Annotated in this window: 12 protein-coding genes; 4 read left to right on the forward strand and 8 right to left on the reverse strand. The window is 53.8% G+C overall.

Translation table 11 applies throughout. The features are described from left to right. Positions 1 to 36: 36 nt before the first annotated feature. Positions 37 to 654, forward strand: a complete 618-nt coding sequence (locus tag HV237_RS12020) for a glutathione S-transferase family protein (RefSeq protein ID WP_016153128.1) — start codon at positions 37 to 39, stop codon at positions 652 to 654. A gap of 67 nt (positions 655 to 721) precedes the next feature. Here HV237_RS12020 and HV237_RS12025 read toward each other — a convergent pair whose 3' ends face one another. Both HV237_RS12025 and HV237_RS12030 read right to left on the reverse strand, forming a co-directional pair. Further along, complete coding sequence (locus HV237_RS12025; RefSeq protein ID WP_047358139.1) at positions 722 to 2,032, reverse strand: MFS transporter; 1,311 nt, start codon at positions 2,030 to 2,032, stop codon at positions 722 to 724. 73 nt (positions 2,033 to 2,105) lie between these two features. Continuing rightward, complete coding sequence (locus HV237_RS12030; protein WP_016153126.1) at positions 2,106 to 3,302, reverse strand: L-talarate/galactarate dehydratase; 1,197 nt, start codon at positions 3,300 to 3,302, stop codon at positions 2,106 to 2,108. A gap of 319 nt (positions 3,303 to 3,621) precedes the next feature. On the opposite strand from HV237_RS12030, the gene HV237_RS12035 reads away from it, so the two are divergent. Beyond that, the gene (locus tag HV237_RS12035; protein ID WP_181541828.1) at positions 3,622 to 4,626 is read left to right on the forward strand and encodes a LacI family DNA-binding transcriptional regulator; all 1,005 of its coding nucleotides are present in this window, start codon (positions 3,622 to 3,624) and stop codon (positions 4,624 to 4,626) included. Positions 4,627 to 4,660: 34 nt separating this feature from the next. Then, positions 4,661 to 4,888, forward strand: coding sequence for a tautomerase PptA (gene pptA, locus HV237_RS12040; RefSeq protein ID WP_047358141.1), 228 nt, complete (start codon positions 4,661 to 4,663; stop codon positions 4,886 to 4,888). Between the two features lie 39 nt (positions 4,889 to 4,927). Here the strand turns inward: pptA and HV237_RS12045 are convergent, their stop codons facing one another. Next, positions 4,928 to 5,500, reverse strand: coding sequence for a flavin reductase family protein (locus HV237_RS12045; protein ID WP_016156553.1), 573 nt, complete (start codon positions 5,498 to 5,500; stop codon positions 4,928 to 4,930). Between the two features lie 157 nt (positions 5,501 to 5,657). Between HV237_RS12045 and nhoA the strand changes: the two genes are divergently transcribed. Then, complete coding sequence (nhoA, locus tag HV237_RS12050) at positions 5,658 to 6,503, forward strand: N-hydroxyarylamine O-acetyltransferase (protein WP_047358142.1); 846 nt, start codon at positions 5,658 to 5,660, stop codon at positions 6,501 to 6,503. A 57-nt stretch (positions 6,504 to 6,560) separates the two neighbouring features. On the opposite strand, the gene HV237_RS12055 is transcribed toward nhoA, so the two are convergent. The 5 genes from HV237_RS12055 to HV237_RS12075 form a co-directional block, all read right to left on the reverse strand. Beyond that, positions 6,561 to 7,454, reverse strand: a complete 894-nt coding sequence (locus HV237_RS12055; RefSeq protein ID WP_047358143.1) for a PhzF family isomerase — start codon at positions 7,452 to 7,454, stop codon at positions 6,561 to 6,563. A gap of 135 nt (positions 7,455 to 7,589) precedes the next feature. Next, a complete protein-coding gene (gene narI, locus HV237_RS12060; protein WP_003833047.1) occupies positions 7,590 to 8,270 on the reverse strand; it encodes a respiratory nitrate reductase subunit gamma in 681 nt (226 codons plus the stop codon). Beyond that, complete coding sequence (gene narW, locus HV237_RS12065) at positions 8,267 to 8,962, reverse strand: nitrate reductase molybdenum cofactor assembly chaperone (RefSeq protein WP_016153117.1); 696 nt, start codon at positions 8,960 to 8,962, stop codon at positions 8,267 to 8,269. The genes narI and narW overlap by 4 nt, the downstream gene beginning before the upstream one ends. After that, complete coding sequence (gene narH, locus HV237_RS12070; protein ID WP_047358144.1) at positions 8,962 to 10,506, reverse strand: nitrate reductase subunit beta; 1,545 nt, start codon at positions 10,504 to 10,506, stop codon at positions 8,962 to 8,964. Before narH ends, narW begins: the two co-directional genes overlap by 1 nt. Next, a complete protein-coding gene (locus HV237_RS12075; RefSeq protein WP_047358145.1) occupies positions 10,503 to 14,243 on the reverse strand; it encodes a nitrate reductase subunit alpha in 3,741 nt (1,246 codons plus the stop codon). The genes narH and HV237_RS12075 overlap by 4 nt, the downstream gene beginning before the upstream one ends. Between the last annotated feature and the right edge of the window lie 37 nt (positions 14,244 to 14,280).

Consider the following 14,280-nt stretch of genomic DNA (forward strand, 5'->3'; position numbering starts at 1 on the left):
TCTACACTTAGTGTTTTAACTTTGGGGGGTTGCAGCATGATTAAGGTCTATGGGGTGCCGGGCTGGGGATCGGCCATCAGTGAAGTGATGCTCACACTGGCGGAGATCCCTTACAGCTTTATTGATGTGGATGGTTTTGACCGCGACGGGCCTTCGCGGGAGTTGCTTAAAAAAATGAATCCGTTGTGCCAGGTGCCCACACTGATACTGGAAAATGGTAACGTGATGACGGAAACGGCGGCGATCGCCCTGATGATCCTCGATCGTTGTCCTGAACTTGCGCCACCCGTTGGGCACGCTGAGCGCCAGCAGTTTCAGCGTCTGTTGATATGGCTGGTGGCAAATGTCTATCCAACGTTTACCTATGCCGATTATCCACAACGCTGGGTACCAGACGCCGCGGCGCAGTTGAAAAAGAACTGTATTGAGTACCGCAAATCGCTTTATATGTGGCTGAACGACCAGCTAAGCGCTGAGCCGTACGCGTTTGGCGATCAGCTAACACTGCTGGACGTTTATATTGCCGTTATGCGCACCTGGGGGCCGGGGCATGACTGGTTTCAGGACAACACGCCCAATATCAGCGCCATCGCTGACGCGGTTTGCCAGCACCCGCGACTGCGTACTGTACTGAAAAATAATAAGATTATTTGAAAAAAAACGCTGTTCCGCAGGAGTGCAAATCCCGGAACAGCGGGCGAACTATCGCCATAAGCTTACATTACGCGACGGACGGGTTCAGCGTAATACGATCCAGTGGCCCCACGATAAACAGATAAGAAATCAGGCCAATCAGCCCCATCGAACCGACGTACAAAATGGCGTAATCGAATGACTGGGTGTTCGCCAGAATGACGCCAATCACCAGCGGCGTGATAATACTCGCCATATTGCCGCACATATTGAATACGCCGCCAGCAATGCCGAGCACTTCTTTTGGGGAAGTATCGCTAAGTACGCACCATCCCAGATTGCCAAAGCCTTTGGCGAAAAATGCCAGACTCATCGCCGCGATAACCACAAATTCTGACGAGGTGTAGTTAGCGATAACGATGACACAGGAAAGTAACATTCCGCAGATAACGGGTAGCTTACGAGCAACCGTCAGGCTGTAGCCGCGTTTTAATAGCCAGTCTGAAAAAACGCCCCCTAACAATCCACCGATAAAACCGGCAATAGCAGGAATACTGGCGACAAACCCCACTTTAAGGATCGACATTCCTTTAGCCTGATACAGATAGGTAGGAAACCAGGTCAGGAAGAACCAGGTGATTGACGTCACGCAGAACTGCCCGATGTAAACGCCAATCATCATGCGGTTGACGCAGACGCTTTTTATTTGCGCAAAGGTAATCTTCTGTGGCTCTTTTTTATTTCCCAGCGACGGTTCGCCACCGCCTTCCCGGATATAGTCAATTTCCTGCTGGTTTACCTTCGGATGATGCATAGGATCTCTGATTTTTACCAGCCAGAAGATGCCAAGAATAACGCCAATCGCCCCGATGTAATAAAAAACAAAGTGCCAGCTGAGATTATGCAAAATAATCGTCATTAACGGTGTAATTACCCCTAACGAGATATATTGCGCGGCCTGGTAAACTGAGGTGACAAATCCTCGTTCGTTATTAGGAAACCACTGCACGCTTAATCGGCTGTTGGCAGGAAAGGCCGGAGCCTCAATGGCACCCATCAGTAAACGTAAGATAATCAATACCACAAGTGGACTGGCGTACAGATAAATGGTGCCCTGAAACATGGTCACCAGTGACCAGCCAATGAGGGCGCAGCCGTATACCAGACGAGAACCGTAGCGATCAAGTAGCCAGCCGCCAGGCAATTGCATAATGACATAAGAAATACCGAAGGCAGAAAAGGCCAGCCCCATTGCTTCGGGATCAAAACCTAATTCTTTGCTCATAATCGGAGCCACGACGGATAACGTCGCGCGATCGGCGTAATTAAATACGGTGGCAAGAAACAGAAATATCAAAATACCGTAACGCACTTTTGTGCGCTTTATTATTGTGTTCATCACCCACTCCTTTCATAAGGTTGAGAGCGTTTCTGTAGGGAAGAGGGCGGGTATTACTTACCCGCCAAATAAATTAAGGACGTTTACCAAACTCGCAGGTTAATTGCGTCCAGCGGCGTGTCTGCTCGCTGATGCTGAACCCCAGACCGTGACGGTCGGAAACCCACATCCGCCCATCGCGCAGCTCAAGCTGTTCATTAAATAACGGGTTCAGCCATTCGAAATGTTCCAACCATGGCTCAAGCGGGTAAGCGGCGGACAGATGCAGGTGAACTTCCATGGCAAAGTGCGGAGCCAGTTTGCGACCGTGTTTTGCCGCCAGGTCCATAATTTTCAGAAACGGTGAAATTCCCCCCACACGCGGTGCATCGGGCTGCACAAAATCACTGGCATTACCGAGGATCAACTGTTCATGTTCGCGGAAGCTGGTCAGCATTTCACCGGTAGCAATCGGGGTATCAAGCGCGGCGGCCAGTTGGGCGTGACCTTCCACATCGTAGGCATCCAGCGGCTCTTCAATCCAGATCAGATTGAACTGCTCCATTTTTCGCCCCATACGAATGGCGGTTTCTCGATCCCACTGCTGATTGGCATCGACCATCAGCGGGAAGTCATCGCCCAGCGCTTCACGCACCGCGGTTAAGCGGCGAATATCCTCGGCGCAGTTTGGCTGACCAACCTTGAGTTTGATGCCGCCAATGCCGTTTTCACGGGAAATAACGACGTTTTTGAGCACCTGATCCAGCGGCGTATGCAGGAATCCGCCGGAGGTGTTGTAACACTGCACGGAGTCCCGGTGTGCACCCAATAGTTTTGCCAGCGGCAACCCTGCACGCTTGGCCTTCATATCCCACAAGGCGATATCGATAGGGGAGATAGCCTGAACCGCCATGCCGCTGCGCCCTACGGAAGCGCCAGCCCACAGCAGCTTGGTGTAGATCTTGTCGATATCGTTTGGATCTTCGCCTAACAGGTTATCGGCAATTTCTTTGGCATGAGCATAGATTCCCTGGCCGCCAGCCCGTTTGGAGTAACTAAATCCAACGCCTTCAAACCCGTCGCGACTGCGGATCTCCGCGATAATAATGGCAACTTCGGTTAGGGGTTTCTGGCGACCGGTCAGCACTTTGGCATCGCTCACGGGTGTTGCCAGGGGAAGGAAAGCCAGGGACAGCTTAACCCACTCGATACGGTCGCCGGTTTCAGCCGCGGTTTTTGCATTGGCTGATTTGGCATACGTTACGGCATCGGAATTCGCACTTAATGACATTTTAATCTCTCCTGGTGATAACAAATGATTGCGCTAACATTTTTAGTGTTAGCGCAATCATTGCGCCAGCGAATTGAATGCGTTTTGAACAATCGCTCACAAATACTGAGACAAAAGGGCAGTAACTTGTAAACAGCATCACATCCCAATACTTTATGGGTAAATGCACAAGTCATTATGATGGCGCTATCATTTCAGATGGCGCTAATTAACTAAGCTGCTGTTTTCTCAGCGTTATCGTAGAGGGGCGCTGGAAATAGCCGAAATCATGATGAATAATGCCAGGATAAATCAGCGATTTTTGACAAGGGCATCGACAGTGAAAAATCCCAGACCTCCGCGCGCACCCACGCTGGAAGATGTTGCCCGTACCGCGGGATTGTCGCCCATGACGGTGAGCAGGGCGTTGAATACCCCGCAACTGGTGCGCCCGAGAACAGTAGAAAAAGTGATGCAGGCGGTACGCGCCACTGGCTATATTCCCAACGCGCTGGCCGGGGGGCTGGCGTCGCGTCGCAGTAAGCTTATTGCTGTGGTTGTCCCACAAATTAACAACAATATGTTTGTCGATACCATCCAGTCATTAAGCGATGAACTGGCTGAACGCGGATACCACATCTTGCTCTGCGTGTCGGGTTATACGCCGCAAACAGAGGCTGAGCTGGTGGCGACGCTGCTTTCTCGTCGCCCGGATGGTGTAGTGCTCACCGGTATCCATCATACCGCCGAGCTGAAAAAGGTGATTCTTAATGCGGCCATCCCGGTCGTGGAAATATGGGATTTAACGCCAACGCCCATCGATATGCTGGTGGGGTTTTCGCATGAAAAAGTCGGGCAGGCGGTAGCAGACTATTTGCTGGACAAAGGGTATCGCCGTCCTGGTTTGCTATGGACCGCCGATCGCCGGGCAGGCCAGCGTAAACAAGGACTGTGCGATGCGCTGAGTCGTCATGGTATCGCGGCTTGCACACAGGTGGATGTCCCGCTTCCTGCCTCTCTGGCATTGGGGCGTAGCGGGTTGGCACAGCTATTGGCTGAACGCGCGTTTGATGTCATCGTCTGTAGCTCAGATACGTTAGCCCAGGGGGCGATCATGGAAGCCGAAAGCCGTGGTCTACGCGTGCCGCAGGAATTAGCGGTAATCGGTTTTGGCGATCTCGACTTTGCCGCCAGTAACCGACCTGCCATCACCACCGTCAGCGTCGACAGACGGGCTATTGGACAACGCGCCGCCTCTCTGCTTGCCGATCGTATCGAACAAATTCCGCGTGAAGACGATATTATTGATGTTGGATTTCAGCTGGTGGAACGAGAATCCGCATAAGTTACCTGCATCCCAAAACAATAAGGAATCTGCTATGCCGCACGTCGATATCAAATGTTTTCCTCGCGACCTGAACGACGAACAAAAATCCGCGCTGGCGGCGGATATTACCGACGTCATTATTCGTCATTTGCAAAGCAAAGACAGTTCAGTGAGCGTGGCGCTTAATGAAATTGAACCCGAGGCGTGGCAGGGCGTGTGGGATGTGGAGATTGCGCCGCAGATGGCCAGGTTGATTAAAAAACCCGGCTACAGCATGTAAGACAAAACGGGCGGATTTCCCGCCCGTTTTGTCGTGCCATTATTCAGCTGCTGTTATGAGTTTTCCACTGGAGACAAACGTTCCGGCCCCAAGGTGATGCAGGGTATTGAGCTTGCCATCATCAAACTGCCAGCGTCCTTCCACGAAGGCTCGCTCATCAGCGGCAGCCGAGACCACTTCACCAAACAGCGTGTCATATTTTTCCTGTGCCGCAGTGGCAGGCAACAGGCGGCACTCCATCCAGGCCAGACATTTTGCTTCAATCAGCGGTAAACCCAGTACCGGTCCCTGCACCACGGGAATGCCGTAGCAGTTGAATTTATCTTCCACACGACCGGAAACGCTGCCTACGGCCCAGGTCCAGTTGGCGGCGGCAACGCCCGGAATAACGATGCCGAATTTGCCGCTACGTTCAATGAGCTCACGTGACCAGGCGGTCTTGTCGACAACAATCGCGATCCGCGGTGGTTCAAACTCCACGGGCATTGACCACGCGGCAGCCATCACATTTCGCCGCTCGGTATGCTCATCCCGGCTGGTGATTAATATCGTTGGGCCGTGATTTAGCAACCGACTGGCATGTTTTAATTCGATCGGACGAAAATGGCTCATGGATGCTCCTTGGCTGAGAGATAACACACCACAATAAACATAGATATTAACGGTATTAGCGATTTTGTCGCCTCGTCTGGAGGAACAACGCACAAAATCGACGGCGCAAAATTAAAAATGCGTTATAAGTACTGCATTAATTGAACAGGAACTCCGTATGACGCCTTTTTTAACCGCTTATTTTGCCCGTATTGGCTGGTCAGATTTGGCCAGGGTCAACATTGAAACCTTACGGGCGCTGCATTTACTGCACAACGCCGCCATACCTTTTGAAAACCTGGATGTATTGCTTCCAAGAGAGATGCAGCTTGACGATTTGTCTTTGGAGGAGAAGCTGGTGACGGCGCGTCGCGGCGGCTATTGTTTTGAACAGAACGGAGTATTTGAGCGAGCGCTACGCGAAATCGGTTTTACCGTACGCAGTCTGCTCGGACGTGTGGTACTGGCGAACCCGTCAAGCCTGCCACCACGCACGCATCGTCTGTTGCTGGTTGAGTTGCAGGGAGAGCAGTGGATCGCCGACGTTGGCTTCGGCGGGCAAACGCTGACGGCGCCGATTCGTCTGCAGGCGAATGTTGAGCAGAAGACACCACACGGCGAATATCGGCTGATTCAGGAAGGTGAAGACTGGATCCTACAGTTCTGTCATCACGAACACTGGCAATCAATGTACCGTTTCGACCTGGTCGTACAGCATCAGAGCGATTATCTGATAGGCAACTTCTGGTCCGCTCACTGGCCGCAATCACATTTTCGCCATCATTTGCTGATGTGTCGTCATCTGCCTGACGGCGGGAAATTAACGTTAACCAATTTTCATTTCACCCATTATCAGGATGGACACGCGGTAGAACAGATTAATCTACCTGACGTCGCCAGTCTGTATGCTTTGTTGCAGGAGCGGTTTGGCCTGGGCGTGGAGGACGTGAAGCATGGGTTTACCCAGGATGAGCTGGCGACGGTAATGGCGGCGTTTGATACGCATCCGGAGGCGGGGAAATAGGGGCATCGGAATTAGTGCCGGATTGGCGTAATCGCCTTATCCGGCCTCCGGGAACAATTAAAAATCTATCGTCCATTCTGCGTGAAACAGGATCACCGCCGAACCGGTAATGGTGACTTTTTCTGGCTGGTTATCACGGATAGTCACCGTCACATCAACAATACCGTCGCGCCCGAGCGCACGGCCCTGATGTCCCTGAACACGTAACGTTTTCCCATCATGCGCTATCAGCCCATGGTGAACCAACCACGCGCCCATTGGACCGTTGGCATTGCCGGTAACCGGGTCTTCCACAATCCCAATTGCAGGCGAAAACATGCGGCCATCGGTGGCGTTTTCGCCCGGGCGGATTTGAAAAGGAAAGAAGCCGTTACAGCCAATTTGTTGGCTGATGGCTGTCAAAGCCTGCAAATCAGGGGAAAGGGCGTCGAGGTCCACCTCGGGCTTGAGCGGAATCATCACTTTCGAATGCCCGGTGGTAGCAACCTGAATCGGCAAGCCTGCCAGCATATCGTCTTCGCTCAGGTGTAGGGCCTCGATAATCGCACTACGAATAGCCCCTTCCAGCGGAGGTTCAAATCCGGGTACGCCTTGCTCAAGGCTGATACGATAGTCTTTCCCGGTAGCTTCGATATCCACCCGATGACGACCAGCCAGCGAGGTTTGCCAGACTGTACTGTTGCCCAAGCCAAGCACGTTTGCCCGCACATAATGTGCAGCGACGGTAGCATGCCCACAGATAGGAACTTCTACCGTCGGCGTGAAATAGCGGATGCGAACATCGCTGTCGTCGCTGGTCAGCAGGAAAGCGATTTCCGAATGACGCAGCTCGCGAGCAATGAGTTGCATCTGCGCTTCGCTCAGTCCGTCAGCATGCAAAACCACGCCTGCTGAATTGCCGCGAAAGGGTACCGAGGTAAAGGCATCGACGTGGTAAACCTGTGGTTTCATTAACGTTCTCCCTGGAATGGAGAAGCATCATAACGTGCAAAATGCCGGATGGCGATGATCGCTATCTTATCCGGCCTACGGTGCCTGGTTGTAGGCCGGATAAGGCGTGTCGTCACCCGACATTTCAATGCGGATTTATCGGCGTGAACGCACTATTTGATAGCGGCGGGTAAAGTACTCAAACGGCGCGCTCCACACGTGAACCAGGCGTGTGAACGGGAACAGCAGGAAGATAGTCATCCCCAGAACCAGATGCACACGGAAAATCAATGCCACGCCATCCAGATGCGCAGACGCGCCGCCCTGGAAGGTCACCACCGACTGCGCCCAACCTACCAGTTTCAGCATTTCACTGCCGTCAGGATGCTGCGCAGAGAATGGGATGGTGGTTAAGCCGAGGATACACTGAATCAGCAGAACGCAGAGGATCAGGATATCGGCAGTGGAGGAGGTTGCACGAATGCGCGGATTGGTCAAACGACGTACCAGCAAGCCAGCGCCACCGACCAGCGTCAGCACGCCACAGAGCCCACCGGCGATCATCGCCATCTGCTGCTTCACCGCAATCGGCAGGAACCAGGCATACATCCAGTGCGGGGTTAACATGCCAAACAGGTGCCCGAAAAAGATCCCCAGAATGCCGATGTGGAACAGGTTTGACCATAACACCATGCCGCGTTTGTCCAGCATCTGGCTGGAAGAGGCTCGCCAGGTGTATTGCCCGTAGTCATAGCGTAGCCAACTGCCGAGGATAAATACCGTGCCGCACAGGTACGGGTAGATATCGTAAAAAAAGACGTTCAGGTACTGTATCATTTCGGGCCTCCCGCGCTGACGTCGACATACTGAGGTGCCACGTCCTGGCTAAAGCGTCGTTGATAGTTTTGTAACGGTGAACTGTCACAGGCGGTGGCGTTATCCTCGATAAACTTCACCTGTTCCTCTTCCCAGACGGCATCCAGCGCCTGTCGGGTATCGTCGCGGGTTTCCGTGCCAACCTGTTTAGTGACACTGTCACTTGAAAGAGGGCTTCCGGCAAGCAATAGCAGGGCGTCAAACAGTTGATACCACGGCGTATCACGCTGTTTCAAACGCCCACCCAGCAGCGCCAGAATCGGTGCGACGTTCTGCAATCCTTCTTTGGCCTCCGCTTCCGGCAACACGCTTAAGTACTCAAGATACAGCGGCAGATGATCCGGCAGTTCGCGGCAGTCGAGCTGCAGTCCGACCTTTTCGTACTGCGCCAACAGATCAACCATCGCCTGGCCCCGATCGCGAGACTCGGCGTGCACGTGCTCAAACAGCAGCAGAGAGGTGGCCCGGCCCCGGTCAAATATCTCACACCATTCGGCTTGTTTATCCAGTAATGGCGCATTGAGCAGCCCCTGGCTAAATTCGGTAAGCATTGGGGCATCGCTGGCCACAAGCGCCAGCGCCTCGTCTTTACACTCCCACAGCAACTCGTCGGGATATTCCATCAGCAGGCCGATAACCTTCAGGATTTGCATTATTCACCCTCCGCGTTATCGCGCACTTCGGTGATGTCGATGGCGTCAATACGGCTGCTGTTAAACAGGTTGAATTTGGTATCTGAACCATGGCAGCCGTCGCCAAAGGTAAATCCGCAACCGTTTTTCTCCGGGAACGCATCACGCGCCATTTCACGGTGGCTGGTCGGGATCACGAAGCGGTCTTCATAGTTGGCGATGGCCAGATAGCGATACATCTCTTCAACCTGCTCAACGGTCAGACCCACTTCCTCAATCGCGCGGGTGTCCGTTACGCCTTCTACGGTTTGAGAACGCATATAATGGCGCATGGCCATCATTCGTTTTAGCGCGCGCAGTACCGGACCGGTATCGCCCGCGCTAAGCATGTTGGCAAGGTACTGAACCGGAATTCGCAGTGATTCAACCGCTGGCAGAATGTTGCCATTGTGCGGCAGTCCCCCCGCGTCAGCGACCGACTGAATCGGCGACAACGGCGGTACATACCAGACCATCGGCAGGGTGCGGTATTCCGGGTGCAGCGGCAGCGCCAGCTTCCAGTCCATCGCCATCTTGTAAACGGGCGAACGTTGGGCCGCTTCGATGACGTTGTGCGGAATACCTTGTTTTAACGCCTCTTCAATGACCGCCGGGTCGTGTGGATTGAGGAACACATCGCACTGACGCTCGTAGAGATCGGTCTCATGCTCGGTGCTGGCTGCTTCTTCGATGCGGTCGGCGTCATACAGCAATACGCCAAGATAGCGGATGCGCCCCACGCAGGTTTCCGAACATACCGTCGGCTGGCCGGACTCAATACGCGGGTAGCAGAAAATGCACTTCTCTGATTTACCGCTCTTCCAGTTAAAGTAGATTTTTTTGTACGGACAACCGCTGATGCACAAGCGCCAGCCACGACATTTATCCTGGTCGATCAACACGATGCCGTCTTCTTCACGCTTATAGATGGCACCGCTCGGGCAGGTGGCGACACAGCTTGGGTTCAGGCAGTGTTCGCACAAGCGCGGTAAATACATCATGAAGGTGTTTTCGAATTGCCCGTACATCTCCTTTTGCATTTTCTCAAAGTTACGGTCGCGGGCACGTTTTGAGAACTCACCGCCGAGCAACTCTTCCCAGTTAGGGCCCCAGATAATCTTGTCCATCCGTTTGCCATCTATCAGCGAACGCGGACGTGCGGTGGGCTGATTCTTGCTTTCCGGCGCGCTATGCAGATGCTGATAATCGTAGGTAAAGGGTTCGTAATAATCATCGATTTGCGGGATCACTGGGTTAGCAAAAATTTTGGTGATAACGCCCATCTTGCCGCCCAGGCGCGGCCTTATCTTCCCGTTAACATCGCGAATCCAGCCGCCTTGCCACTCTTCCTGATCTTCCCAGTTTTTCGGATAGCCAATGCCTGGCTTGGTCTCAACGTTGTTAAACCACGCATATTCCATCCCTTCACGTCCGGTCCAGACGTTTTTACAGGTGACGGAGCAGGTGTGGCAGCCGATGCACTTATCCAGATTAAGAACCATGCCTACCTGTGAGCGTATTTTCATTTTTTCGCCTCCTGTACCTGATCGCGACCTTCATCATCCAGCCAGTTAATATTTTTCATTTTTCTAATCATGATGAACTCATCGCGGTTAGAGCCGACTGTGCCGTAATAGTTGAAGCTGTATGCCAGTTGCGCATAGCCGCCGATCATGTGCGTGGGTTTCGGGCAGACGCGGGTGACTGAGTTGTGGATCCCGCCGCGCATACCAGTGACTTCCGAGCCAGGGATATTCATGATTCGCTCCTGAGCGTGATACATCATGGTCATTCCCGGCGGCACGCGCTGACTCACCACAGCCCGCGCGGTGAGCGCGCCGTTGGCGTTAAAGGCTTCAATCCAGTCGTTATCCTCAATGCCCAGCTCTTTAGCATCGGTCTCACTGATCCAGACAATGGGGCCGCCGCGCGACAGCGTCAGCATCAGCAGGTTTTCGCTGTAGGTAGAGTGGATCCCCCATTTCTGATGCGGAGTCAGGAAGTTGAGCGCTTTTTCCGGGAAGCCATTAGGCGGAACTTCGCGCATATTGCTGACGCTACGGGTATCGATAGGCGGACGATATGCCACCAGACTTTCACCAAAGGCTCGCATCCACGCGTGATCCTGGTACAACTGTTGGCGACCGGACAGGGTACGCCACGGGATCAGCTCGTGGACGTTGGTATAGCCTGCGTTATAGGAGACATGTTCACTTTCCAGCCCGGACCAGGTGGGGCTGGAGATGATTTTGCGCGGCTGCGCCTGAATATCGCGAAAACGGATTTTCTCGTCTTCTTTGTTCAACGCCAGATGCGTATGGTCGCGTCCGGTCATCGCTCCCAGCGCTTCCCAGGCTTTCACCGCCACCTGACCGTTCGTTTCCGGTGCCAGGGCGAGGATCACCTCAGACGCATCCAGCGCGGTGTCTATCAGTGGTCGGCCTTTCGCCGGGCCTTCGCGTTTGGTGTAGTTCAGCTTGCCGAGGAAATCGACCTCCGCCTGGGTATTCCACGTAATACCTTTCCCGCCGTTACCGAGCTTGTCCATTAGCGGACCGAGCGAAGTGAAGCGTTCGTAGGTGGCGGGATAGTCACGTTCCACAACGGCAATATTGGGCGCCGTTTTCCCCGGGAGGAGATCGCATTCGCCTTTACGCCAGTCCTGAATGTCAAACGGCTGCGCCAGCTCTGCCGGGGAGTCGTGTTGCAGCGGTTGTAATACCACATCCGTTTCTTGCCCAAGGTGCCCGACGCAAACCTCAGAGAAGACTTTGGCGATGCCTTTATAAATTTCCCAGTCGCTCTTCGATTCCCACGCAGGATCGACCGCCGCCGACAGCGGGTGAATAAACGGATGCATATCCGAGGTGTTCATATCGTCTTTTTCATACCAGGTGGCGGTCGGCAAAACGACATCGGAGAACAGGCAGGTACTCGACATACGGAAATCGAGCGTTACCAGCAGATCAAGCTTGCCCTCTATCGCCGCGGACTGCCATTCCACCTCTTCAGGTTTAATACCTTCGCTTGAACCGAGCGCTTCCCCCTGGATCCCGCTTTCGGTACCCAGTAGATACTTGAGCATGTATTCATGCCCTTTACCGGAGGAGCCGAGCAGGTTAGAGCGCCAGACGAAGAGATTACGCGGATGGTTGTTACCACTATCCGGCTGCTCGCAGGCAAAACGAATTTCACCCGATTTCAGCGCCTGTGCAGTGTATTGCGCAGGCGACACTCCCGCTTGTTCTGCCTTTGCTTTGACGGTCAGAGGGTTGAGGTTGAGCTGCGGTGCGGACGGCAGCCAGCCCATTCTTTCTGCCCGCACGTTAAAGTCGATCAAATGTCCGCTAAACTTCGACGCGTCAGCCAGCGGAGAGAGGAGTTCCTGAGCGGTGAGTTTTTCATAACGCCACTGGCTGGAGTGATTGTAGAAAAACGAGGTGCTGTTCATCTGACGCGGCGGGCGGTTCCAGTCCAGCGCAAAGGCCAGCGGCAACCAACCAGTTTGCGGACGCAGTTTCTCCTGACCCACATAGTGCGCCCAGCCGCCGCCGCTTTGTCCCACACAACCGCAGAACACGAGGATGTTAATCATTCCACGGTAGTTCATATCCATGTGATACCAGTGGTTGACGCCAGCCCCGAGGATAATCATCGAACGGCCATGGGTTTTGTGCGCCGTATCGGCAAACTCACGGGCGATTTGTTCGATATGACGACGAGGTACACCGGTAATTTGCTCTCCCCAGGCCGGGGTGTAGGCTTTCACTTCGCTGTAATCTTGCGCGCTATGAGCGTCATCCAGACCACGGTCGAGGCCGTAATTCGCCAGCACCAGATCATAGACGCTTACCACCGGGCAACGGCTGCCGTCGGCGAGGGTAAGATGTTTTACCGGCAGTTGACGAATCAGCACGGGTTCCTGTTTCACGCTGCGAAAATGTGGGTTTTCGTTACCGCCGAAGTAGGGGAATGCCACGCCGGTCACTTCATCATGCTGACCGAGCAGCGAGAGGGAAAGTTCTGTTTCAGCGCCAGCCGCCAGTGGCTCCAGGTTCCATTTACCTTTCTCGCCCCAGCGAAAACCGATAGACCCGTTCGGGACCACCAGTTCGCCAGCAGTGTTAAAGGCCACGGTTTTCCACTCCGGATTGTTACTTTCGCCCAGACCATCGACAAGATCTGAGGCGCGCATCATGCGCCCTGGCACGTAGCTGCCATCTTCCCGGGCATCCAGCAAAACCAGCATCGGCATATCGGTATAGCGACGACAGTAATTGATGAAGTAATCGCTTGGATTGTCGAGGTGGAATTCTTTCAGGATGACGTGGCCCATCGCCATCGCCAACGCGCTGTCTGTTCCTTGCTTGGGTGCCAGCCACTGGTCGCACAGTTTAGCGACTTCCGAGTAATCCGGCGTAATGGCAATCGTCTTGGTGCCTTTGTAGCGTACTTCAGTAAAAAAGTGCGCATCCGGGGTACGGGTCTGCGGCACGTTTGACCCCCAGGCGATGATGTAGCTGGAGTTATACCAGTCGGCGGATTCTGGAACATCGGTCTGTTCGCCCCAGGTCATCGGTGATGCAGGCGGTAAGTCGCAGTACCAGTCATAGAAGCTCAGGCAGGTTCCGCCCAGTAGCGAAAGATAACGTGTGCCTGCGGCATAGGAGACCATCGACATAGCAGGGATCGGGGAGAACCCGGCCACGCGATCCGGGCCATAGGTTTTCACCGTCCAGACGTTGGCGGCAGCAATGAGCTGATTAAGCTCTTTCCAGTTGGAACGGATAAAACCACCGCGCCCGCGTACCTGCTTGTAGCTCTGGCATTTTTGCGGGTCGTTCATAATGGATTCCCAGGCCAGCACCGGATCGGGCTGGCGGGACAGGGCGTCGCGCCACAGTTCGATCAGTCGTTTACGCACCAGGGGATATTTCAGACGGTTGGCGCTGTAAAGATACCAGGAGTAGCTGGCACCGCGCGGGCAGCCACGGGGTTCATGATTTGGCAGGTCAGGGCGGGTACGCGGGTAATCGGTTTGCTGCGTTTCCCAGGTCACCAGTCCGTTTTTGACGTAGATTTTCCAACTGCATGAGCCGGTACAGTTAACGCCGTGGGTAGAACGCACAATTTTGTCGAACTGCCAGCGCTGACGATAGCTGTCTTCCCAGTCCCGGTTGGTGTGCATCACTTGCCCATGCCCATCGGCAAACGTATCGCCCTTTTGTTTAAAGTAGCGAAAGCGATCGAACAGTTTACTCATGACATAACTCCTGCTTTGAGAATATTGCCGACGGTGA

Source organism: Citrobacter sp. RHBSTW-00570 (assembly GCF_013739755.1).
GTDB lineage: Bacteria > Pseudomonadota > Gammaproteobacteria > Enterobacterales > Enterobacteriaceae > Citrobacter > Citrobacter braakii.